This window comes from Yoonia sp. R78084 (assembly GCF_044595625.1).
GTDB lineage: Bacteria > Pseudomonadota > Alphaproteobacteria > Rhodobacterales > Rhodobacteraceae > Yoonia.
In genome coordinates, this window is record NZ_CP138993.1 from 868014 (window position 1) to 889293 (window position 21280).

At 58.5% G+C, this 21280-nt stretch carries 21 protein-coding genes and 2 tRNA genes; 8 read left to right on the forward strand and 15 right to left on the reverse strand.

Going from position 1 to position 21280, the window contains the following annotated elements; translation table 11 throughout:
- Nucleotides 1-19: 19 nt before the first annotated feature.
- Together SJY29_RS04550 and SJY29_RS04555 are read left to right on the forward strand one after the other, a co-directional pair.
- Nucleotides 20-568 carry a sigma-70 family RNA polymerase sigma factor gene (locus SJY29_RS04550; RefSeq protein ID WP_400087337.1) on the forward strand — a complete coding sequence of 183 codons (549 nt, stop codon included), beginning with the start codon at nucleotides 20-22 and terminating at the stop codon, nucleotides 566-568.
- Nucleotides 565-1263: an anti-sigma factor domain-containing protein gene (locus tag SJY29_RS04555; RefSeq protein ID WP_400087339.1), complete on the forward strand. Its 699-nt coding sequence runs from the start codon at nucleotides 565-567 to the stop codon at nucleotides 1261-1263. The genes SJY29_RS04550 and SJY29_RS04555 overlap by 4 nt, the downstream gene beginning before the upstream one ends.
- Nucleotides 1264-1287: 24 nt before the next feature.
- Here SJY29_RS04555 and SJY29_RS04560 read toward each other — a convergent pair whose 3' ends face one another.
- The 4 genes from SJY29_RS04560 to SJY29_RS04575 form a co-directional block, all read right to left on the reverse strand.
- A complete protein-coding gene (locus SJY29_RS04560; RefSeq protein ID WP_400087342.1) occupies nucleotides 1288-2289 on the reverse strand; it encodes a hypothetical protein in 1002 nt (333 codons plus the stop codon).
- Nucleotides 2290-2373: 84 nt separating this feature from the next.
- On the reverse strand, nucleotides 2374-3954 hold the full coding sequence (locus SJY29_RS04565) for a glycosyltransferase (protein ID WP_400087345.1): 1581 nt from the start codon (nucleotides 3952-3954) through the stop codon (nucleotides 2374-2376).
- Nucleotides 3955-4070: 116 nt separating this feature from the next.
- On the reverse strand, nucleotides 4071-5960 hold the full coding sequence (locus SJY29_RS04570; protein ID WP_400087348.1) for a heavy metal translocating P-type ATPase: 1890 nt from the start codon (nucleotides 5958-5960) through the stop codon (nucleotides 4071-4073).
- 233 nt (nucleotides 5961-6193) lie between these two features.
- Nucleotides 6194-6277, reverse strand: a tRNA-Tyr gene (locus SJY29_RS04575).
- Nucleotides 6278-6403: 126 nt separating this feature from the next.
- Here SJY29_RS04575 and rlmB point away from each other — a divergent pair.
- From rlmB to SJY29_RS04595, 4 genes are all read left to right on the forward strand, one after another.
- Nucleotides 6404-7180, forward strand: a complete 777-nt coding sequence (gene rlmB, locus SJY29_RS04580; protein ID WP_110280319.1) for a 23S rRNA (guanosine(2251)-2'-O)-methyltransferase RlmB — start codon at nucleotides 6404-6406, stop codon at nucleotides 7178-7180.
- Nucleotides 7181-7197: 17 nt separating this feature from the next.
- Nucleotides 7198-7509 carry a hypothetical protein gene (locus SJY29_RS04585; protein ID WP_400087351.1) on the forward strand — a complete coding sequence of 104 codons (312 nt, stop codon included), beginning with the start codon at nucleotides 7198-7200 and terminating at the stop codon, nucleotides 7507-7509.
- Nucleotides 7510-7705: 196 nt separating this feature from the next.
- Entirely contained in the window at nucleotides 7706-8179 is a 474-nt protein-coding gene (locus SJY29_RS04590; protein WP_400087354.1) for a CoA-binding protein, read from the forward strand.
- Nucleotides 8180-8387: 208 nt separating this feature from the next.
- Complete coding sequence (locus SJY29_RS04595) at nucleotides 8388-9719, forward strand: serine/threonine protein kinase (RefSeq protein ID WP_400087357.1); 1332 nt, start codon at nucleotides 8388-8390, stop codon at nucleotides 9717-9719.
- Nucleotides 9720-9741: 22 nt separating this feature from the next.
- On the opposite strand, the gene SJY29_RS04600 is transcribed toward SJY29_RS04595, so the two are convergent.
- From SJY29_RS04600 to hisA, 3 genes are all read right to left on the reverse strand, one after another.
- Complete coding sequence (locus tag SJY29_RS04600) at nucleotides 9742-10050, reverse strand: phosphoribosyl-ATP diphosphatase (protein WP_400087360.1); 309 nt, start codon at nucleotides 10048-10050, stop codon at nucleotides 9742-9744.
- On the reverse strand, nucleotides 10047-10808 hold the full coding sequence (gene hisF / locus SJY29_RS04605; protein ID WP_400087362.1) for an imidazole glycerol phosphate synthase subunit HisF: 762 nt from the start codon (nucleotides 10806-10808) through the stop codon (nucleotides 10047-10049). Before hisF ends, SJY29_RS04600 begins: the two co-directional genes overlap by 4 nt.
- A 69-nt stretch (nucleotides 10809-10877) precedes the next feature.
- Nucleotides 10878-11594 carry a 1-(5-phosphoribosyl)-5-[(5-phosphoribosylamino)methylideneamino]imidazole-4-carboxamide isomerase gene (hisA, locus tag SJY29_RS04610; RefSeq protein WP_400087365.1) on the reverse strand — a complete coding sequence of 239 codons (717 nt, stop codon included), beginning with the start codon at nucleotides 11592-11594 and terminating at the stop codon, nucleotides 10878-10880.
- Nucleotides 11595-11735: 141 nt separating this feature from the next.
- Here hisA and SJY29_RS04615 point away from each other — a divergent pair, with 141 nt between their 5' ends.
- On the forward strand, nucleotides 11736-12125 hold the full coding sequence (locus SJY29_RS04615; RefSeq protein WP_400087368.1) for a DUF2147 domain-containing protein: 390 nt from the start codon (nucleotides 11736-11738) through the stop codon (nucleotides 12123-12125).
- Between the two features lie 160 nt (nucleotides 12126-12285).
- Here SJY29_RS04615 and SJY29_RS04620 read toward each other — a convergent pair whose 3' ends face one another.
- The 5 genes from SJY29_RS04620 to hisB all read right to left on the reverse strand — a co-directional run bounded on the left by SJY29_RS04620 (nucleotide 12286) and on the right by hisB (nucleotide 15864).
- Complete coding sequence (locus SJY29_RS04620) at nucleotides 12286-12954, reverse strand: hypothetical protein (RefSeq protein WP_400087370.1); 669 nt, start codon at nucleotides 12952-12954, stop codon at nucleotides 12286-12288.
- 217 nt (nucleotides 12955-13171) lie between these two features.
- Nucleotides 13172-13645, reverse strand: coding sequence for a transglycosylase SLT domain-containing protein (locus SJY29_RS04625; protein WP_400087373.1), 474 nt, complete (start codon nucleotides 13643-13645; stop codon nucleotides 13172-13174).
- Nucleotides 13646-13724: 79 nt separating this feature from the next.
- Complete coding sequence (locus tag SJY29_RS04630; protein WP_400087376.1) at nucleotides 13725-14636, reverse strand: glutaminase; 912 nt, start codon at nucleotides 14634-14636, stop codon at nucleotides 13725-13727.
- Between the two features lie 5 nt (nucleotides 14637-14641).
- Nucleotides 14642-15280 carry an imidazole glycerol phosphate synthase subunit HisH gene (gene hisH, locus SJY29_RS04635; protein ID WP_400087379.1) on the reverse strand — a complete coding sequence of 213 codons (639 nt, stop codon included), beginning with the start codon at nucleotides 15278-15280 and terminating at the stop codon, nucleotides 14642-14644.
- Nucleotides 15277-15864, reverse strand: coding sequence for an imidazoleglycerol-phosphate dehydratase HisB (hisB, locus tag SJY29_RS04640; RefSeq protein ID WP_110280306.1), 588 nt, complete (start codon nucleotides 15862-15864; stop codon nucleotides 15277-15279). Before hisB ends, hisH begins: the two co-directional genes overlap by 4 nt.
- A gap of 147 nt (nucleotides 15865-16011) precedes the next feature.
- Between hisB and SJY29_RS04645 the strand changes: the two genes are divergently transcribed.
- Nucleotides 16012-16689 (forward strand): imidazoleglycerol-phosphate dehydratase, encoded by a 678-nt coding sequence (locus SJY29_RS04645; RefSeq protein ID WP_400087382.1) that lies wholly within the window; start codon nucleotides 16012-16014, stop codon nucleotides 16687-16689.
- A gap of 75 nt (nucleotides 16690-16764) precedes the next feature.
- Here the strand turns inward: SJY29_RS04645 and SJY29_RS04650 are convergent.
- From SJY29_RS04650 to SJY29_RS04660, 3 genes are all read right to left on the reverse strand, one after another.
- Nucleotides 16765-16839 (reverse strand) — tRNA-Gly (locus SJY29_RS04650).
- Between the two features lie 96 nt (nucleotides 16840-16935).
- Complete coding sequence (locus SJY29_RS04655) at nucleotides 16936-17751, reverse strand: metallophosphoesterase (protein ID WP_400087385.1); 816 nt, start codon at nucleotides 17749-17751, stop codon at nucleotides 16936-16938.
- A 39-nt stretch (nucleotides 17752-17790) separates the two neighbouring features.
- Nucleotides 17791-21234, reverse strand: a complete 3444-nt coding sequence (locus SJY29_RS04660) for a pyruvate carboxylase (protein ID WP_400087388.1) — start codon at nucleotides 21232-21234, stop codon at nucleotides 17791-17793.
- Nucleotides 21235-21280 lie beyond the last annotated feature (46 nt).

Consider the following 21280-nt stretch of genomic DNA (forward strand, 5'->3'; position numbering starts at 1 on the left):
CTTCTGATATTGATAAACAATGAAAACTGATGGCCGCGACAAAATAGAAGCGCTGATTGCGCAAACCGCTTTGGGCAATCAAACGGCGTTCTCGGAACTTTATGATGCCACCTCGGGGAAACTATTCGCTGTCTGTCTGCGTGTGTTGACTGAACGCGCAGCAGCCGAGGATGCCATGCAAGAGACCTACGTCAAAGTCTGGAAGAATGCCGGTCGCTATCAGGTGACGGGGCATTCGCCGATGACATGGCTCATCACGATTGCGCGGAATACGGCCATTGACCGCCTGCGGGCGCGTCACGTGGATCACGATGTCGCCGATTATAGCGAACGGCTCCCTGCTCCCGGGATGTCGCCAGAACAGGCGGCAATTGCCCATTCCGAGGCAAAACGCATTACACAGTGCCTGGATGAGTTGGACGCGGACCGCCGTGCCGCGATTTCGGGCGCATATCTTCAGGGGCAAAGCTATCAGGAACTGTCCGAGCAGTTTAATGTGCCGCTCAACACGATGCGCACATGGTTGCGCCGGAGCCTGATAGCCCTGCGGGAGTGTATGGCACGATGACCACAGAGCAAGCACCCGACGAGATGGACGTCATGGCCGCAGAGTATGCGATGGGGCTGTTGACGGGCGAGGAATTGGCCGAGGCCAAGCGTTTGTTGGCGACCGACCGCGCCTTCGCACAGGCCGTAACCGATTGGGAAATGCGCTTGGCGTCGATGACTGAAGAACTGGCACCGGTTGCGCCGCGGCCTGCCGTCAAGCAGGCGCTTTTTGCGGAACTGTTCCCGACGCCAGAACGTAAACCGTGGTGGGCGCGGCTTTGGCTCTGGCAGGGGATCAGTGCCCTGAGCGTGCTTTTGCTGGTGTTTTTGCTCTCCTCCGGTCTTGGCAATCCTCCTGCGGACGGTGGGCCGCTCTATACGGCAGAGATCGTTTCCGAAGCCGGGGATTTCCGTGTCGTGGCCGTTGTCGATAAATCGACCAATGAGGTCTTTCTGACCCGCACGGCTGGTGCCGCCCCCGAAGGCCGTATTTTGCAAGTCTGGGCGCATGGCGAGGGAGAGCCAGCCACATCTGTGGGGCTCTGGCCGCAGGGCGACACAGTCAGGATTGCGATGCCACCGGAGATTGCCGCCGTTGAAGGTATTCTGACCTTGGGTGTCAGTGAGGAACCTGTGGGCGGCTCACCTACAGGCTCACCGACAGGGCGCGTGTTTGGAACCGTCGATATTCCAGGCGTTTCCAGTCGCCTTTAATATGCGCGCGCACCAGCGCCGCAGTCATCGCATCCAGAATCCTGCCGCCTTGATCTTGTTCCGGATCGCTTTTTCGTGGTGTGGCAGGTTGTCACGATCGAAAAGAGCTCGCACTTTTGTACCGCGTCCCTGATAGACCATCCGCTTGAACGGCTCGTAAAGCTTGAGCAGCTTCTTGATCTTGTTGGGGGCCGTGACCTCTTCCAGCACGGCCACCTGTCGATCTGTCGCAGTTGCATAGAACAGCGGCAAGAGCCGGTAATGGTAGCTGACACCCCCGTCGAGCCCCGCCAGTTCCGGCCCCGGTCTGCCACCACCCAAGCCATGAATAACCAAGGGCAGGACGATCTGGTCGAGCCAGGGATCAAGTGGCTGGATTACCAGTTCATTCGGAGGGTTGTCGCGCACGCTGACCGCATAATCGGTAAACCTCTGACCGAACTCTGCGGGATCGGCCCCGAAAAACCAACCGGCGTTGAAGTAGAGATAGCGTTCCCAGTATTCATCCGGCTGCGCGTGGTCGAGCGAGCTTTCAAAATCCAGCCCGAAACGGTCATAAAGCGACTTCCATATCGCGGTGTAGCCGGGCCAGTACAGTTCTTCGACAGGCCATGTGCCCTCGCGTTGCATGGATGCGGCAGGGCGTGTGAAATCGAAAGGGATATCGGCCAATTCACCGGTGATCAGCGTGTCGGTATCGAAGAAGATAAAGGGCTCGCCTGCGGGCAGGACCTGTAATCCTTCGATCTTGTTGCCGTAAGGATAGGACTGGCCGAAATGGCGGGAGACGAAGGGGACAACCTGTGCACCCAAGGCGGCAAGCTGTGCTTTGACGGGTGCGGACATGCGCGGGTCGCGTTCCCACAGCGGGCCGGGCTGCGGTTCGGCAACATAGAGCTTGCCCGTGAACTTGGGCGCATAGCTGCGCAACGAGGCTGCGAAAAGCAGCGCCTCATATTCAAGACGTCCGCCTTGCCCGATGATCAGGATGTTGTAAGTGGCTATCGATTTTGGCGGCTTGGCCATAGGTGGTCTGATCCTGTAAGACTTTTGCCTTTCTAGCCGTGCGCAGAGGCGAGGTGCAACAGGCGCGCGTTATGCACGCATCCCCTAATTCCTGACGTGGCGGATTTGCACATTTGGCAGCCCGATCGGCAGTACTCCAAAATCGCAACACATGCGCCCGAAGCCTTCGGTTTCAAGCAAGTCATCATAGGGCAGTTCGGGAAACCGCAGGCCAGCCTTATGAACCGCAGCATGGACCAAGAGCATCGTTCCACCGACAGATGCCAATGGCACGCGCTCCAAAGACCGCAACACATGAAGATGCCTGCGCGCGCGGTGATGCGCGGGCGGCATGTAGATGCCGTTCCTGACCCACCTGTAGTAGGTCAGGTTCTTGCGTTCGCCGGCATCGTTGAAAGCGTTCCTATCATAGCTTGGCCCGTCCCAGTCCAACACACAGTCAGGTGTCACGACTTTCTCGTGTTCCGACAGCAGGCGTTCGATGATATCGGGCGCGTAATCGCAGACGTCAACATCAATCCAGAGTGCCCAATCGTCGTTCTCCGTGATCCCATGATCAATCAGATGATTGCGGACCTTTGCCAGATTTGACCGGCGTTCGCGCTGCAAGGCAGGCAACCATCGTTTGGCGCGGTCGAGGGTTGAGTTGACTTCCAGTGTGGTCACTTCAATGGCGCGAAACATGTTTTTGTGGGTCGATACCAGTTCAGCAAGCCTTTCCTTCGTGTCATCGCGGCTATCGCCTTCGCAAAAGACGATCTTGAGGCGGTCTTTGGGGTAGGTCAGCTGTGTCAGAAGCTCAAAACAGCGTTCAAGGAACGGGGCTGCGTCGCGGACAGGGATCAGAATGGAGATATTCAACTCTTGCGCGTTGATCGGTCGGTGCAGGACAGCCGTATCAATCTGCTTTGCCATTTCTGTCCTTGTCAGCACAGGACCACGGGTGAGCCGGTGGATCGCTCTGCGCAATTTCAATTCCAAACGCATGCGCCGTGTGTTTCTGGTCCGAGAGAACCAGGTACTGCCCCAATAATGGTGCGCAACTGTGTGATGCGCGTAGTCCCCGAAACGGGGGCTGGGGCTGGCGGTCAATGCCATATTGAGCGGATTGAAGAGATGGCAGGAACTGACCGAGATTGTATCCTTGTCGCGATAGGTCTCATACGCCCCTGTCAGCAAAAGCGGCCCCGTTGTTTCAAGGATATGCGCCTTGCCATGCTGACAACGGATCATCGCCTTGCAGAGATAGGGCCAGAACGGGTGTCCCTTGGGGCTTGCCATCACCGCGTTTGACAGTACCAGATCCATGCCCAGCCGATGTGCATGGAATGCCTGCTCAAGCGGTTCTGCGGAAAAGATGATCCGCTCTTCGCCTGCGATAATATCAAGCGGGGCCATACATTCCGTGTCGATATCAGCGTAGACGCCGCCGTGGTGGTGCAAGATCAGATAGCGGGCCATGTCCGCCCGCTGCACCGGCTTTGGATACGACAGATAAAGCGCCTCCAACTCGGGGTAACATTGCCGAACGAATGCAAGCAGATCGTCGTCGGTCCAAAGACGGTATTCCCAATCCGGATTATGTCGCTGCCAGCTCTCGGGCCATGCTTTCGGGACCGGCAGGTTATGATCGCGCCATGTTTGATGGATTATCTTGGGGATCATTAAGGAACCGGACCTGAACTGACGACGCAGGGCTTTATCTCCTGCGTGGAGACGGCCGGCTGCACTACTTTAAGATTTCCCTGTAACATTGGATGAATTCGCTGTTTTCGTCCAGCCTATACCGGTGCTTCGCTGTCAGCTCCGAACGTGTTCCGGTTTTCCGCTGTGCCAGCCGGTTCAATCCAAAGCGCACGCAGCGCGTTCAGAATGACAGCCACGTCGATCGCTTCTTGCAACAGCGCCCCTTGAACCGGCGTCAGATAACCGAAGGCTGCGGCAATCATGCCTGCAACCGACAGGCCGATACCTGCGACCACACTTTCAATCGCGATACGGCGGGCACGGCGCGCGATCTCGATCCCCTGACCCAGACGGTCAACCCTGTCCACCAGCAAAACAACATCTGCCGCCTCGGCCGATGCGGCAGCACCCCGCGCGCCCATGGCGACGCCTACATCTGCGGCGGCAAGGGCCGGCGCATCATTCACGCCGTCTCCAACCATCATCACCGGGCTGCTTTTGCGCTCTTCCAGCACCAGGTCTACCTTCATATCGGGTGTCAGCCCCGCCTGGACACTGTCGAACCCGAGACCCTTGGTGATCCGCTCTGCGACCGCCGCCCTGTCGCCAGTAGCCAGAAGTAGGCGTGTGATCCCTTCGCGGCGCAGTCGTGCAAGCATGGCGTCTGTCCCGTCACGCAAGGGATCGGCCATCACGAGATATCCGGCCATTTTGCCGTCAACCGCAATGGCAACAAGAACGGAACCTGCTGCGCCAGCGGGGTGATCGTCCTCCGGATGCCCGATACGTTGGGCGACAAAATCGGCTCCGCCCACGATCACGCTGTTTCCCTCGACTTGGCCAATCACCCCCTCTCCGGGGATCTCGGTAACCGCTGACGGTATCGGTAACGCAAGATCGCGTGCTTTCGCCGCCGCGACGACGGCTTGGGCGACCGGGTGCTTCGACACCTGATCAAGTGCCGCGGCAAGGCGCAGGATTTCATCGCCATCACTGCCGTCGCGGCTGTCAATGGACACAATCTGCGGTCGCCCGTCTGTCAGCGTGCCGGTCTTGTCGAGGATCAGCGTCCCGATCCGGGCCATCGTCTCAAGCGGTCCGGCACCTTTGATCAAAATGCCGAAATGCGCGGCGCGCGACAGACCGGCCACCAGTGCGACGGGCACGGCAAGGATCAAAGGGCAGGGTGTTGCGACTACAAGCACAGCGACGGCTCTGATCGGGTCGCCGGTGAACCACCATGCGGCAAAAGCAATCGAAACTGTGACGGCAAGAAATCCGAGGGACCACCGATCCGCGAGGCGTGCCATGGGCGCCTTGGAGCGTTGGGCCTCTTCGACCAGACGCACGATTCCGGCATAGGTGCTGTCCTCGGCCAACCGCGTCGCTGTCAGGTCAAAGGGTTCGCCCGCATTTGTCGCGCCGCTCAAGGCCTCTGCGCCGCGGAGCAGACGCACGGGCAGCGATTCACCTGTAAGTGCTGACGTGTCAACGAAAGCGCCCTCCGAGGCGACCGTGCCATCGACGGGAACAACGTCGCCCTGCCGGATCAGCAAGAGGTCATCCGGTTGAATGTCCTCCAGCGGGATGTCTTCCAAACCACCATTCTTGTGTCGGGTTGCCGTGCGGGGCACGCGTGACAACAGGTCATGCATTTCACGGCGCGCGCGACCTTCGGCGAAGCTTTCCAGAAACGTGCCGCCGGAATACATGACCGCCACCACGGCTGCGGCCAGTGTTTCACCAAAGACAAGTGCGGCGGTCATTGAGAGCGCAGCGACGATGTCCAATCCGACTTCGCCTTGCCAGAGGCTGCGGATGATCTCGACCACAAGCGCCACGAGTACAGGCAGAACGCCTAGAAACCACAGGAAGCTGGCGGTATCAGTGCGGCCAGTGAAGTAGAGCGCAAGACCCGCCAACAGGCCTGCGACGGACAACAGCAACAGGGCTGTCTTCAATCGGTCGGTGGTGGTCTGTTGCATTTGGTCCGGCTTTCCGAGGGACGTGCGATCATGTCAAGGGTATCGAAAACGACCCGCCCTTTGACTGTCATCTCATCATCGCGGAACAGCAAGTCCACGTCGAGGGTCAACTGCCCCCGCGCGACCGGTTGGCGATGATGTGTGCGTCGCAGCTAGCCGCCCGTACAAGGCGCGCCGGGTCTGCCGGTAAGGCACCTGCACTGCGTCGTGGCTGACTCACATTGTCTGAAGAATGGTGGGCGACCCTGGAATCGAACCAGGCGTGAGTCGCCTCGAGGGAGTTACAGTCCCCTGCCACACCTTGCGGCCTGTCGCCCAACCAAGCGCTGATTACCCGCGCCCCTAGGGTGCGTCAACCGCAAAAGTGGGGTTAAATGTGATCCTCTTCACAGCCACGCCCGAGTGGGGTATCGCGGGGGCGAACATGCGCGATAGGAAAGCAGATGAAAAAGCCAAAGTGGGTGATTGCAAAAGAGCAGGGCAAAAGGATTGCCGCGCAGGAAACCGTTTGGCTGTTTGGTCTGCATGCGGTGCGTGACGCGCTGGAAAATCCTGCCCGTACCAAGCTGCGGCTGGTGGTGACGCGCAATGCGCTGGAACGCCTCGGCGATGCCGTGGCGCAAAGCGGGATGGAACCTGAGATCTCCGATCCGCGCAAATTCGCAGCGCCGCTTGATCCGCAGTCGGTGCATCAGGGGGCGGCACTGGAAGTCAAACCGCTCGATTGGGGCAGCCTGCAAGATGTGGCGCTTGGCGATGGCCCCATGCCGCCACGCATTGTGCTGCTTGACCGCGTGACCGATCCCCACAATGTGGGTGCGATCCTGCGCTCTGCCGAGGTATTCGGCGCGCGCGCTGTTGTCGCGGTCCAGCGTCATTCCGCCCCCGAGACAGGCGCTTTGGCGAAAACGGCCAGTGGTGCTCTGGAACGGCAACCCTATTTGCGGGTGCGCAATCTGGCGGATGCCATGGAGGCGCTGAAGGGCATGGGCTATCTTGTGCTGGGCCTTGATGGTGAGGCCGAAACCACTATTGAGGCAGCGGTCGAAGGCAAGCGCGACCGTCCTGTGGCGCTTGTGATGGGCGCAGAAGGGCCGGGATTGCGTGAAAAAACGCGCGAAACCTGCGACGAACTGGTGAAAATCGACGCAGCAGCCGGATTTGGTTCGCTCAACGTCTCAAATGCTGCGGCAGTTGCCCTATATGCTGTCAAAGGCTGAAGGACAGGACCGGATTGATGGGTGCCACAAAGATTGCGACATGTTGTTATTGCGGCACCAAAGCGGCCCTTGTCCTGCGCGGCCACGACCGGCATGAGCTGACATGCAGCAACTGTGGCGCGCCCCTGCGGGCGCTCAAGATGCTGCCAAAGCAAACTGCGCCAACGGCCGCACCCGCCCGTCCAACGCCGCGCAAACGGGTCGAGAAATATCCCGAATACCGGTATGAGCGGCCCGTAAAGCGCAAGAAATCCAAGGGCTTTGGCCGCCGCGTGATGTCGCAAATATGGGATGTTGTCGAAGATGTGGTTGACGAGATTTTCGACTGACCCGTCATCGCGCATTGCACACGCCGCATCACATTTGACTGAGTACCCCTTCGTTTGTGCACCTCCCGTGCAAAGATAAGAATTGAAAGCGCGTCTCCGGAACACGCGCGCTTTGTCTCACTGTCCCTCGTTCCACGACTTGCGCCCGGTTTTGCCGGGCGCTTTTTTCTTTGGATTGTCCGGTGTAAGTTGCGCCATGAGCTATTCTGATGAGCACCTCCGTACGATTCTGAAGCGCACGAAAACGATTGCGATCGTTGGCGTGTCGGCAAATGAAGTCCGCCCCAGCTTTTATGTCGCCCGCTATCTGAGCCTGAAAGGCTACCGGATCATCCCTGTGAATCCCGGTTTGGCAGGTCAGACGCTCTTGGGGGAAAAGGTCTATGGCGACCTGTCCGACATTCCCGATGAGGTCGATATGGTCGATATCTTTCGCCGTTCGGAACAGGTCCCGCCAATCGTCACTGCATCACTTGCACGTTGGCCCGACCTACAAACAATCTGGATGCAAATTGGTGTGACACATCCGCGGGCCGCAGCAGAGGCGCAAGCCCGCGGTGTCGATGTTATCGAGGACCGTTGTCCGAAGATCGAATACCAGAGACTGTTCTCGGAATTGCGCATGGCGGGTTTTGCCACGGGCATAATCTCGTCAAAGTTGCAGTTGTAAACGAACGATTTTATTAAAAAAGTCCTAACGTGCCACAAGAATGGCACAATTGCCGGACAGGCTTAACGAGATGGTGCGGTAAGCCGATTCTATACGCATTAAATTGCAAATGTTTCGTCGTTGACTCATGGGCCCGCCGTCACACCTATAGGTTAGTTCCAGTATCAGTCTTTGTTTTTCCGTTGTGCTTCACGACTATGGATAATCAATGCAAGAAACACGCATCATTGACGCATCGCAGACCTACGAAAGTCAGGGTCAGGGCCTGCCAACCGGTTTGGAACTGCTGGATGGCAAGTTCAAGATCGACCGTCAGATCGGCGCGGGTGGATTCGGGATCACCTATCTGGCCATGGACACGTTTCTGGAACGCCCTGTCGTCATCAAAGAATGTTTTCCTGAGTCAGTCTGTATGCGTTTCGGTAACCGCGTGACCGTCAACGCACCCGCCCATGATGCGCAATACCGCAAGATCGTCGAGATGTTCATGCGCGAGGCGCGCAGTATTGCCAAGTTGCGCCACCCCAATATCGTCAGCGTCCATCAGGCGTTCGAGGAAAATGGCACCGCCTATATGGTGCTGGATCTGTTCGAAGGGCGCGATCTGCTTGATGTGATCGAGGATGACAATGACGCGCTGAGCCCTGATCAGGTGCGCGATATTCTGGTGAAGGTGCTGGATGCCATTGATCTGGTCCACAATAATGACCTGCTGCACCGTGATATTTCACCCGACAACATCCTATTGGATAAATGGGGCACACCTGCATTGATCGACTTTGGTGCAGCCCGTGAGGATGCGAGCCAGAAGACCAGTGCCGTGTCGACGATGCTCGTTGTCAAAGACGGCTATTCACCGCATGAATTCTACGTTGCAGGCGGTGTGCAGGGTCCTTGCAGTGACCTTTATGCACTGGCCGCCACCATGTACCACCTGATTTCGGGTGAGGCACCGCCCAACAGTCAAACCCGCGTGTCAGCGATGGCGGGCGGTGAAGCTGATCCTTATGAGCCCATCACAGGGCGCTTTCCCCAATATGAAACCGCATTTTTGCAAGCAATCGACCAGGCAATGCGCGTGTCGCCCAAAGAGCGCATCCAGTCTGCGAAGGAATGGTTGGACCTGATCGAGCAGGAAACCAAGAAGGTCAAAACGGTCAAGATACCGGAAAACAAGACCCTGACAAAAACCTTGAGCGAGCTTATCGAGGAAACCAACAAGCATGTCTTGAGCGAAGATGCCCAGAAGCGCGTCGAAACACCCGCCCCACGCAAAGAGGTGACGCCAAGGCGCGATGGTTTCAAGCCCGAGTGGATTGAAGAGTTCAATCGCGAAACCTTGGAGGCGGAAGAACAAAAGCGGCTTGAGGCTGAACGCGCTGCAGCGATTGAAGCGGCGCGTCAGGCCCGAGAGGCACGCCTGGCAGAAGAGGCGCGTCTGGCAGCACTGGCGGAACAAGAGGCCGAGCAGGCACGACAGCAGGCCGAGGACGAACGGATTTCGTCAAAGATCCTCGAATGGGTCTCTCGCGGAAGGTAGTCGTTTTGTGGGTCGTGCGCAGTTAGCCGCGCGCGGCTTTCTCGGCGATACCGGACGTGCCTTGGCGCGCAGCCAATTCCGCAATCACATCTTCCAGTGCCACATCACAGGCGGCCAGCATAACGAGCAGGTGATAAAGCACATCCGCCGCCTCGGATGTCAGGCGCGCCTTGTCGCCCTTCACCGCCTCGATAATGGCCTCAATCGCCTCTTCACCGAATTTTTCTGCGCATTTTTCCGGTCCTTGGGACAGGAGTTTCGCGGTCCAGCTGCTGTCAGGATCAGCGGATTTGCGTGCGGCGATGATCTCGGACAGGTCGTTCAGGGTCATGTCAGCCTCACAGGGATGCCAGCGGCGGCCATATGGGCCTTGGCTTCGCCGATCGTGTAGGTGCCAAAGTGGAAGATTGACGCGGCAAGGACGGCAGAGGCGCCACCTTCGGTCACGCCTTCGACAAGGTGATCCAGTGTGCCCACGCCGCCGGATGCGATCACAGGCACATCGACCGCGTCGGATATTGCGCGGGTCAGGGGCAGGTTGAACCCTGCTTTGGTGCCGTCGCGGTCCATGGATGTGAGCAGGATTTCACCCGCGCCTTTTTCCACAACAGTTTTGGCGAATTCCACCGCATCAATGCCCGTTGCACGTCGTCCGCCATGGGTGAAAATCTCCCATTTGCCGGGGGCGACTGTCTTGGCGTCAATCGCCACGACGATGCATTGCGACCCGAACCGCATGGCGGCCTCGGCCACGACATCGGGGTTGGCGACAGCGGCAGAGTTAAAGCTGACCTTATCGGCTCCTGCCAGCAGCAGATCACGCACGTCATGGTGCGTGCGCACACCGCCCCCGATGGTCAGCGGCATAAAGCACTGCTCGGCGGTGCGGGTGGCAAGATCAAACATCGTGCCGCGGTTTTCCTGCGTGGCCATGATATCGAGGAAGCAAAGCTCATCCGCACCCGCCGCATTATAGGCAATCGCGGCGTCGACCGGATCGCCTGCGTCGATCAGGTCAACAAAGTTCACGCCTTTGACGACACGGCCTTCGGCGACGTCCAGACAGGGGATGATACGGGTTTTCAGCATGGGTTCTGTCTAAGCGCGGGCAGGGCGTGCCGCAAGCGTGCTGTTCGGGGTTTTTTCAAAGAAAAGGAGCTAGCGAAGTGCTGCCAGAGCCGCTTTGAGATCAATCGCCCCGTCATAAAGCGCACGGCCCGATATCGCGCCCGAAATCACGCCGGTTGCTTTCAGGGCCGTCAGGTCTTCCATCGACGAGACGCCACCTGAGGCGATAACGGGGATATTGACGGCGCGTGCGAGGTCAGCGGTCGCATCAATGTTGGGGCCTTTCATGGCGCCATCGCGCAGAATGTCAGTGTAGATGATCGCGGCAATCCCTGCGTCCTCGAATGATTTGGCAAGGTCGGTGACCATCACGTCGGTTTCTTCCGCCCATCCGCGTGTGGCAACGCGCCCGTTGCGCGCATCAAGACCGACCGCCACCTGGCCGGGGAAGGCGCGTGCCGCTTCGCGGACCAGATCGGGGTTTTCCACGGCGACGGTTCCCAGAATCACGCGCGCCAACCCTTTGTCGAGCCAGCGTTCAATCGTGGCCATGTCGCGGATGCCGCCACCCAGTTGTGCGGGCACAGGGCAGGCTTTCAGAATGGCCTCGACGGGTGCCGCGTTCACGGGTTCACCCGCAAAAGCGCCGTTAAGATCGACCAGATGCAACCACGCACAGCCTGCGGCCACGAATGCCATCGCCTGTGCTGCGGGGTCCTCGTTAAAGACTGTCGTCTGATCCATGTCGCCATGCACAAGCCGCACTGCGTTTCCGTCTTTGAGGTCAATGGCAGGATAGAGGATCATCGTCAGGACACCTTTCGCGTTTGTGCGCGTTTATGCATGGGCAGCGCGGGATTGCAACGCGGGCTTTGACCCAACGTCCTTCTTGATCGCAAAGGCATTTCGCTCTCATGATCGGCATCAGAACTCAGGGAGGAATTGAGTATGAAGAAATTTTTGATTTTGGCAGCTTCACTGTTTGCCTTTGCGGCCACTGCATCCGCCCAAGACGCGGCCCTTGGCGTGTGGCAGACCGAGGTAGATGACGGCGCATATGCGCATATCACAATCGCCCCATGCGGTGCCGCTGTCTGTGGCGTGATCAGCCGGACGTTCAACGCTGATGGGGAGTATCAGTCCGAGAACATCGGCAAGACGCTGGTGATCGACATGGTCCCACAGGGTGGCGGGGCCTACGAAGGATCGGTCTGGCGTCCATCCAATAACAAGATCTACATCGGGAAAATGGATGTGAACGGCAACAGCCTGCGCCTACGTGGTTGCGTGGCGGGCGGCCTGTTGTGCTCCAGCCAGAACTGGCAGCGCTTAGGCTAAGGCCGGACCACCACGAGGCTCGAAAACCCCCGCAACGCGGGGGTTTTTTTGGTGAATAAATGTCAGCTTAGAGCCCATTTTAACGGATGCTGAGCCGAGCACGAACATCCGCTTCACGCCGTCAATTTTCAAAATCACAAGACGCTAAGGCGAGACACGGCTAGGACCCAGGGTTGATCAGAAAATTGGTGAATGAAAACACCTGGCCGTTTCCAATTCGGATCAGTGCAGCGTAGGCGACTTGCATACTTGAGCTGGATTTTCCACCACTCCCGCTAACTTTGTAGCCGTCGGATCCATAAATGAGCGTCTGCAACTCGGGCTCCATCGGCTCCGAGACTGTCTGAAACTCTGACAGTACCGCTCGCGCGTCTGCTTCAGTCAGTCCTGAAAAGGCCGTGTCGACCTCTCCGAAAAAGAACGCACAGTTAAGCTGTGCGATAGCACCTTCGGGCCACATATGCTGGTCGTTCGGCAAGGATGGAATTGCCGCCTCTAAGAGAACACTCTTGAAGCCGCTTTTCCGATTTTCCGCAAACCATGCGCGTGTTGCGAGCCCGTGGCGCGAGCACTCCACAATTCTGGTTGGGTCAGAGCTTTGCACATCAAGCGTGTGTTGGAAGTACCAAAGATATGGGTCATGAAACGGCATTTCGGGCAAAACTCGATCCGTAGCGGTAGAGGACAGAATGCTGCCTAGAGACTGGCTGAACTCGGCGCCATCCAGATCTGGACGTTCGCCAAGTGTCAGCAGCGCTTCTATCGGCAGGGGCAACGGGCCGCCCTGCGCGGAAATGGGCGTGGCCGCGAAGGCGAGAACGGCTGCCAAAGGTCCAATTATTACTCTGAACATGCAAGCGACTTTCCGACGTGCTGGATGTGTTTTCGTGGTGTCTCGTACAATACTGTTCCGCGGTGTTCAATTCAAACTCGGATTAAGAGCTAATTGTCTGTTGCATGGCAGGTTTCAAAGCTGCTCTCCGCGCAGCCACAGCGAAATGGCGCTTTGTCCGCTTAGCGGTCATTTGCCCAGTTCAATTCATCCTTCATCGTAACCCTGTCTCTTCCAGCAATCCGCGCCGCTTGGCCTCATAGTAATAGCCCCGCGCGTACCAGCTGACGGCAGTCGCCTCGTCCCCGTCCGACACCAGCCATGCCCCGCGCAGGTAGCGCCCCGCGTAGATCAGGTTGGTTTCGGCGTCCAACAGCCCTTCGGGTGCGCCGCGATAGCCCATGGAGCGCGCTGTTTGCGGGTGGATTTGCATCAGCCCGTAATAGGGCCCGTTGCGTGCGGCAGGATTGTGTGTGCTTTCGCGGACGATCACACGGTGCAGGAGCGTGACAGGAATCCCATGCACATCAGCGTATTTGTTGATCAGACGGCGCAGTTCAGGCGTCTCATTGGGATAGAGCGGGATATTCCGGCGGCTCGGTGTTTCAGATTGGCGGGCGCTTCTCCCGCAACCGGCAAGCAAGGCAATTGCACCGGCACTTATCGCGCGGCGTGTCAGTTTCTGCATCGTTTCACCTCTGTCAGCGTTTGTTCTTAGGCCCTGTTTGCCAATGGCCGCGCTGCCTCTGCAAGGTAATTTCGAAGCATCAGCTGAAAACCGACCATCCGGTGGCATGCACCAGCCGTTCCACCGCCAAAGTCCCCAGTTGCGAATTGCCGTTCTGGTCCAGACCGGGGGACCATACCGCGATAGACGCGCATCCCGGTACGATGGCCAGAATACCACCGCCGACACCGCTTTTGCCCGGAAGCCCCACGCGGAAGGCAAATTCGCCAGATCCGTTATAGTGCCCGCAGGTCATCATCAGCGCATTCAGGCGGCGGACGCGATCGGGGCTGACAAGGTTTGGCGCGCCCGTGCCACCCATCAGGAAACGCCCCGCGCGGGCCAGTTGCAGACAGGTCATCTCGATGGCGCATTGATGGAAATATGTGCCGCAGGTCAGGGCAGGGGGATTTTTCATGTTCCCATGGGCCCGCATGAAATGTGCCAGCGCCAGATTGCGGTCGCCTGTGTCTTGCTCGGACTGCGCGACCGCTGGGTTGATGTGGATATCATCGTCGCTTGCTGCCGCACGGATAAAACGCAGGATTTCCCCCAAGGCTTCGCGCGGGGCGTGGCCGGCAAGAATGGCATCGGTTGTGACCAAAGCGCCTGCGTTGATGAAGGGGTTGCGTGGAATGCCATGTTCGGATTCCAGTTGCAGGATCGAATTGAACGCAAGGCCAGAGGGTTCACGCCCCACACGCGCCCAAAGCTGGTCGCCCAAGCGGCCCAAGGCCAGCGCCAGTGTGAAGACCTTGGAAATGCTCTGGATCGAGAAGGGCATCGACGCATCGCCCGTGTGCACCTCTTGTCCGTCCGCTGTCACAATCGCCATGCCGAAATGCGCGGGATCAACCGCGCCAAGTTCGGGGATATAATCCGCCACCGCGCCACGGTCAGGGGCAGCGGCCATTTCCGCACCGATGTCGGCGACAATGCGGGTTAGATCCATAGCCGTCAGGGTTTCCAACGCAGGAAGTTGCCGATCATGCGCAATCCTGCATCCTGGCTTTTTTCGGGGTGGAACTGCGTCCCGATCATGGTGTCACGCCCGATGATCGCAGTGACGTCACCGCCATAGTCCACATGGGCCAGACGCTCGGACGGGTGGGTTACATCCATCGCAAAGGAATGAACGAAATAGGCATGGTCCCCAGTCGCAATGCCTTCCAGCACCGGATGCGGATGGTCGATCACCAGATCGTTCCAGCCCATATGCGGGACCTTCAGTTTGGGATCAGCAGGCGTGATCTTGCGGATATCACCCGCGACCCAACCGAAACCGGGTGTTTCTTCATATTCATGGCCGGTGGTCGCCATCATCTGCATCCCCACGCAGATACCAAAGAAAGGCCGCGCACGGGTTGTCACGGCCTCGACGATTGCCTCGGCCAGACCGCTGCGCGCGAAGAGTTCGGAGCGGCAGTGCGGGAATGCGCCATCCCCGGGCAGCACGATCCGGTCCGCCCTGGCGACAACATCCGGATCAGAGGTCACAACGATGGAACCCGACCCGACCTCAGCCGCCATACGCTCGAACGCCTTTTGCGCAGAGTGCAGGTTGCCGCTGTCGTAATCAACCAGAGCAGTTGTCATAGGCTGCCCTTGGTCGATGGAATGGCGTCTGCTTTGCGCGGATCGGTTTCGACAGCTTCACGCAGCGCGCGCGCGACCGCTTTGAACGCAGCCTCGGCGATGTGGTGGGCGTTGAAACCGTGCAGTTTGTCGATGTGCAGCGTGATGCCGCCATGCGTGCTGAGCGCCTGAAAGAACTCGCGCACCAGTTCGGTATCGAACGTGCCGATTTTGCCGAACGGCAGATCGAGGTTGCAAATCAGGTACGGGCGCGCCGACAGATCAAGCGCACAGCGGACTTGTGCGTCATCCATCGCGAGGTGGCAGCTGCCGTAGCGGCGGATGCCGCGTTTATCGCCCAGTGCTTGTGTGAGGGCCTGACCCAAAGCAATGCCGACATCCTCGACCGTGTGGTGATCGTCGATGTGCAGATCACCTTTGGCGCGGATCGTCATGTCGATCAGCGCATGGCGCGACAGCTGGTCCAGCATGTGGTCGAAAAAGCCCACGCCGGTCTGGTTGTCATAAACGCCTGTGCCATCAAGGTTGATCGTTACCGAAATATCGGTTTCTGCCGTTTGGCGGGTGATAGTAGCTGTCCGCATGGTGTCGCGTCCTTTGGTGTTTCCCCTGCTCTATAGGCGGAACTGGGGCAGGGGCCAAGCCTGACGCATTATGCTGTAGCATTTTCAACAATATTTAAGGGTTCGATTCGTATGGTCATGCGGAAAGTCACTGATCAGGAGAATCCGATGAAAGCCCTCATATTACGCAACGATGCCGCCGCATCCCTTTCCACCGCCCACGCGCTGATCGACAAGGGTTTCCAGATCCTGTCGGTTGATACGCAGGCGCTTGCCCATGCGCTGATCCGGTTGGATACCATTGATCTGCTGGTTATGGATGAGCGCATCGAGGGGCAGCTGACCCACGCGATCGCCCTGTCCGCTGAGCGGAGAAACCCTCATCTCAGCGCGATTCTTGTGACAGACCGGACAGCAGAACAAACCGATGACCTGTTCGAGCTGATCCCAAGCCTTTATGGGCTGGTCGGGCATGATACGACGGCGCGGGTCTTGGGAAAGCTGGCGCTGTCTGCGGTAAGTGCGCCGATACACTTGCCGGTCTTTGTTGAGGACGCGGCTGTTACCGAGGTGCCGGAAGTGTTCGAAACACCGCAGCTTGAACCTTTGCTTTTGTTGCATGCACAGTTGACCGAAGTGGCAGATGATTGGGACAACGAAGAGCCAGATTATGCCGATGTTGCGATTGCGGCACCGGCCTTGTCGGAGATGGTGGCTGCTGCCGAAAGCGTGGTGTTCCAGCACACAAATGATCCTGTGCCGGCTGAGGTTGCGGCGCTCTTTCGCAAAACAGCACTGCCACATTTTCTGCAAGCGCCACCGCCCGTTGCTGCCCAGGCAAGCTAGGTGGTCTGACTGGTCTGCGCCCCACGAAACGCCAAAGGGCCGTAGCAAGTGCTGCGGCCCTTTGGCGTTTCGAAATGGAGCGGGCGATGAGATTCGAACTCACGACCCTAACCTTGGCAAGGTTATGCTCTACCCCTGAGCTACGCCCGCATCCGTTTCGTGAGCCGTGATCTATAAAGAGTTGCGCGGTTCCGCAAGACCAAAATCGCACCGATTGATGTTTTTTCGGTATCCGCGCGACAGCGGCTATGTGGCGGCGGCATACCCGTCGACCACGCGCGCGCCGGTACCGACGTCGATGCTGTGGATAATCAGCCCATTCGCGCTCAACAGCCCCAATCCATAGGCACCCGGCTCATCGGTCGAAAGGCTTGAACTCTGTTTGACCAGCTCCACCACCCCTTGGTGGCAGGGGCTTTTGAAAACGGTCCATGGCACGCCGCGGGTGTTGCCCGAAACCGTCTGGTGCAAATGCCCGCAGACCAGATGCAGGTTGGCATGCCTTGCCAGCAGATCAATAACATCGGATCCGTTGCGCAGTTTGATCCGGTCCATCCCGATGACACCTGTGTCAAACGGCGGGTGATGAATGCAGACGATCGCGTGCCGGCCTGCGCGGGTGGCGAGGGCGTCTTCCAGAAATGCAAGACGATCAGGACAGAGCAAACCCGCGTGCTGGCCATGATGATAAGGCGGGCCATCAAGCGAATCCATTGTGATAATCCGGTGATCACCGATATCGCGCCACGTTTGGATATGGCCCTGCGGCGTTTGTGGCGCATCGGGGAAACGGGCCAGAAACGCGTCGCGTCTGTCATGATTGCCGATCATGGGAATGATCGGGACAGAGACCGCGCCCAGAATACGGTCCAATTCCTCGTATTCCGCGGCCAGTCCATGATGGGTCAGGTCACCCAAAAGCACCAAAGCTGCGGCATCAGGATGCGCAAGTATCGCCGCATCAAGCACGGCAGCAAGGCGAAGCGACGGGTCGAGGCCAATAATCCGCTGTCCGGGCGCACAAATGTGCGGGTCGGTGACGAACAGGATTTTATGCACCATGCTTACCTTTGTCTGGAACCGACCTCTATGCCTTTTCGACTACTCGAACTCCACCAACAGGTCTTTGGCATCAATCTGGCTGCCCGCCTGCACATGCACGGCTTTGACAACGGCATCGCGCTCGGCATGGATCCCCGTTTCCATCTTCATCGCCTCAATGGTCAAGAGCAGGTCACCCTGTTTCACTTTCTTGCCGACGACCGCCGCGACAGTTGCCACAACTCCCGGCATCGGTGCGCCGATATGGTTGGGGTTGCCGTTTTCGGCCTTGGGGCGCGACACTTTCTCTGATGCCGCAAGCCGGTTCATGACACGGATGGTGCGCGGTTGCCCGTTCAGTTCAAAGAACACTTTGACCTCCCCGTCCTCGTTCATATCGGCGACGGCTTGCAGGCGGATTTCGAGGGTTTTGCCGGGGTCGATCTCGGCTGTGATCTCCTCGCCGGGTTCCATCCCGTAAAAGAAGGTTTTGGTCGGCAGAGTGCGCACGGGGCCATAGGTCCGGTGGCGGCCCATGTAATCAAGGAACACCTTGGGGTACATTAGATAGCCGTTCAGGTCCTCGTCATCCACCGCTTTGCCTTCAAGCTGGGATGACAAGTCGGCGCGCGCGGCTTCCAGATCGACAGGGGCAAGGTGCTTGCCCGGACGGTCCGTAATCGGTTTTTCGCCTTTCAGGATTTTCTTCTGGATTGCCGCAGGCCACCCACCCGGTGGTTGCCCCAGATCGCCGTGCATCATGTCGACGACGCTGTCGGGGAAAACCACGTCAACATCAGGGTCTTCAACCTGTGCGCGCGTCAGGTTCTGGCTGACCATCATCAATGCCATGTCGCCCACAACTTTGGACGAGGGCGTAACCTTCACGATATCACCAAACATCGCGTTCACATCGGCATAGGTCTGTGCGACCTCGTGCCAGCGTTCCTCAAGCCCCAAGGACCGCGCCTGCGCTTTGAGGTTGGTGAACTGACCGCCGGGCATTTCGTGCAGGTAAACCTCGGATGCCGGGGCCTGTAGTCCGCTTTCAAACGCCGTGTAATGGGCGCGGACCTGTTCGAAGTAGTTGCTGATCTCGCGGATCGCCGCGATATCAAGGCCTGTGTCGCGGGCGTCACCGCGCAGCGCCTCGACAATCGAGCCCAGGGTGGGTTGTGAAGTATTGCCCGACAGCGCGTCCATCGCCGCATCCACACAATCCACGCCCGCGGCAGTGGCCGCAAGCACGGTTGCAATAGCTGCACCCGAAGTGTCATGCGTGTGGAAATGGATCGGCAGGTTAGTCTCTTCTTTCAGTGCCTTCACCAGCGCTGTTGCCGCCGCAGGTTTCATCAAACCCGCCATATCCTTCAGACCCAGCACATGCGCGCCTGCGGCCTCCAGCTCTTTGGCCATGCCGACATAATATTTCAGATCGTATTTGGAGCGGTTCGGGTCCAGCAGGTCGCCCGTGTAGCAGATCGTGCCTTCACAGACTTTGTTGGCCTTGATCACCGCGTCCATGGCGACACGCATGTTTTCAACCCAGTTCAGGCTGTCGAAGACGCGGAACACATCCACGCCGGAACTTGCCGCCTGCGCCACAAAACTTTGCACCACATTGTCAGGGTAGTTGGTGTAGCCCACGCCGTTCGAGGCGCGCAGCAACATCTGTGTCATGATATTGGGCATCACCGCGCGGATATCGCGCAGGCGCTGCCAAGGACATTCCTGCAAGAAACGATACGCCACATCAAAGGTCGCACCGCCCCAGCATTCGACGCTGAAAAGCTGATGCATTTTGGCGGCATAGGCGGGCGCTGCGTTGATCATATCAATCGAGCGCATGCGCGTGGCCAGCAAAGACTGGTGCCCGTCACGCATCGTGGTGTCAGTGATCAAAAGCTGTTTTTGCTCACGCATCCAATCGGCGACCGCCTCTGGTCCGAATTCGTCAAGGATATTGCGGGTGCCGGGGGTGACGTCGGTGGTCGGCTTGACCGGCGGGCGCGGTGGTTTCACATCCGCGGCAGGACGCGGGCGGCCTGTGGTTTCGGGGTGCCCGTTCACGGTGATATCCGCGATATAGGTCAGGATTTTCGTGGCACGGTCACGGCGCTTGGAAAATTTGAAAAGGTCCGGTGTCTCGTCAATGAATTTGGTATGGTATTCATTGTTCAGGAATGTCGGATGCTTGAGCAGGTTTTCCACGAAAGCGATATTGGTCGACACGCCGCGAATACGGAATTCACGCAAGGCACGGTCCATCCGCGCAATCGCCATCTCAGGCGTGGGCGCGCGGGCGGTCACTTTGGTCAGCAGGCTGTCATAATAGCGCGTGATTACGGCACCGGAATAGGCAGTGCCCCCGTCCAGACGGATGCCCGGACCCGTGGCAGACCGGTACATCTGGATACGCCCGTAATCGGGGATAAAGTTGTTCTGGGGGTCCTCGGTCGTCACACGGCATTGCAGGGCGTGACCGTCAAGTTTCACATCATACTGGCTGGCACAACCGGTCGCCTCGACGAGTGATTTGCCTTCCGCGATCAGGATTTGTGCGCGCACGATGTCGATGCCGGTCACCTCTTCGGTCACGGTGTGTTCGACCTGCACGCGAGGGTTCACCTCGATGAAGTAAAATTCGCCACTGTCCATATCCATCAGGAATTCGACCGTACCTGCGCATTCGTAGTTCACATGCTGGCAGATTTTCTTGCCCAGATTGCACAGCTGTTCACGCTGGGTGCCGCTGAGGTACGGGGCAGGGGCGCGTTCCACGACCTTCTGGTTGCGGCGTTGGACGGAACAATCCCGCTCCCACAGGTGATAGATATGGCCGTGGCTGTCGCCGAGGATCTGCACCTCCACGTGGCGGGCGCGCATGATCATCTTTTCGAGATACCCCTCGCCATTGCCGAAAGCGGCCTCGGCCTCGCGGCGGCCTTCGAGAACTTTTTCTTCCAGTTCGGCTTCGGACATGATGGGGCGCATGCCCCGCCCGCCACCACCCCAGGATGCCTTGAGCATCAACGGATAGCCAACCTCGGCCGCCTCTTTCTTGATCGCTTTCATGTCTTCGCCCAGCACTTCGGTCGCGGGGATCACGGGCACGCCAGCTTCAATCGCCACGCGGCGTGCGCTAGCCTTGTCACCCAACTGGCGCATGGTTTCGGCCTTTGGCCCGATAAAGGTGATGCCATTGGCGGTGCAGGCATCGACGAAATCGGGGTTTTCGGACAGAAGGCCATAGCCGGGATGGATCGCATCCGCACCGGCCATCTTGGCGACGCGGATGATTTCATCAATCGAGAGGTAGGCCGCCACGGGGCCAAGGTCTTCGCCGATCCGGTAGGCTTCATCGGCTTTAAAACGGTGCAGGCCCAGCTTGTCTTCTTCGGCAAAGACGGCGACCGTTTTTTTGCCCATTTCATTGGCAGCCCGCATAATGCGAATGGCGATTTCGCCGCGGTTCGCGATGAGAATTTTCTTGAAGTCAGCCATAGATCGTTCCTTTGCAGTTGCAGCATTACTAAGCGGCAATCTGCCG

Bases quoted from the DNA above. Each gene is read 5' to 3' on its own strand.
- SJY29_RS04550 (WP_400087337.1), top strand. From the start codon at position 20: ATGAAAACTGATGGCCGCGACAAAATAGAAGCGCTGATTGCGCAAACC.
- SJY29_RS04555 (WP_400087339.1), top strand. From the start codon at position 565: ATGACCACAGAGCAAGCACCCGACGAGATGGACGTCATGGCCGCAGAG.
- SJY29_RS04560 (WP_400087342.1), bottom strand. From the start codon at position 2,289: ATGGCCAAGCCGCCAAAATCGATAGCCACTTACAACATCCTGATCATC.
- SJY29_RS04565 (WP_400087345.1), bottom strand. From the start codon at position 3,954: ATGATCCCCAAGATAATCCATCAAACATGGCGCGATCATAACCTGCCG.
- SJY29_RS04570 (WP_400087348.1), bottom strand. From the start codon at position 5,960: ATGCAACAGACCACCACCGACCGATTGAAGACAGCCCTGTTGCTGTTG.
- rlmB (WP_110280319.1), top strand. From the start codon at position 6,404: ATGAAAAAGCCAAAGTGGGTGATTGCAAAAGAGCAGGGCAAAAGGATT.
- SJY29_RS04585 (WP_400087351.1), top strand. From the start codon at position 7,198: ATGGGTGCCACAAAGATTGCGACATGTTGTTATTGCGGCACCAAAGCG.
- SJY29_RS04590 (WP_400087354.1), top strand. From the start codon at position 7,706: ATGAGCTATTCTGATGAGCACCTCCGTACGATTCTGAAGCGCACGAAA.
- SJY29_RS04595 (WP_400087357.1), top strand. From the start codon at position 8,388: ATGCAAGAAACACGCATCATTGACGCATCGCAGACCTACGAAAGTCAG.
- SJY29_RS04600 (WP_400087360.1), bottom strand. From the start codon at position 10,050: ATGACCCTGAACGACCTGTCCGAGATCATCGCCGCACGCAAATCCGCT.
- hisF (WP_400087362.1), bottom strand. From the start codon at position 10,808: ATGCTGAAAACCCGTATCATCCCCTGTCTGGACGTCGCCGAAGGCCGT.
- hisA (WP_400087365.1), bottom strand. From the start codon at position 11,594: ATGATCCTCTATCCTGCCATTGACCTCAAAGACGGAAACGCAGTGCGG.
- SJY29_RS04615 (WP_400087368.1), top strand. From the start codon at position 11,736: ATGAAGAAATTTTTGATTTTGGCAGCTTCACTGTTTGCCTTTGCGGCC.
- SJY29_RS04625 (WP_400087373.1), bottom strand. From the start codon at position 13,645: ATGCAGAAACTGACACGCCGCGCGATAAGTGCCGGTGCAATTGCCTTG.
- SJY29_RS04630 (WP_400087376.1), bottom strand. From the start codon at position 14,636: ATGGATCTAACCCGCATTGTCGCCGACATCGGTGCGGAAATGGCCGCT.
- hisH (WP_400087379.1), bottom strand. From the start codon at position 15,280: ATGACAACTGCTCTGGTTGATTACGACAGCGGCAACCTGCACTCTGCG.
- hisB (WP_110280306.1), bottom strand. From the start codon at position 15,864: ATGCGGACAGCTACTATCACCCGCCAAACGGCAGAAACCGATATTTCG.
- SJY29_RS04645 (WP_400087382.1), top strand. From the start codon at position 16,012: ATGAAAGCCCTCATATTACGCAACGATGCCGCCGCATCCCTTTCCACC.
- SJY29_RS04655 (WP_400087385.1), bottom strand. From the start codon at position 17,751: ATGGTGCATAAAATCCTGTTCGTCACCGACCCGCACATTTGTGCGCCC.
- SJY29_RS04660 (WP_400087388.1), bottom strand. From the start codon at position 21,234: ATGGCTGACTTCAAGAAAATTCTCATCGCGAACCGCGGCGAAATCGCC.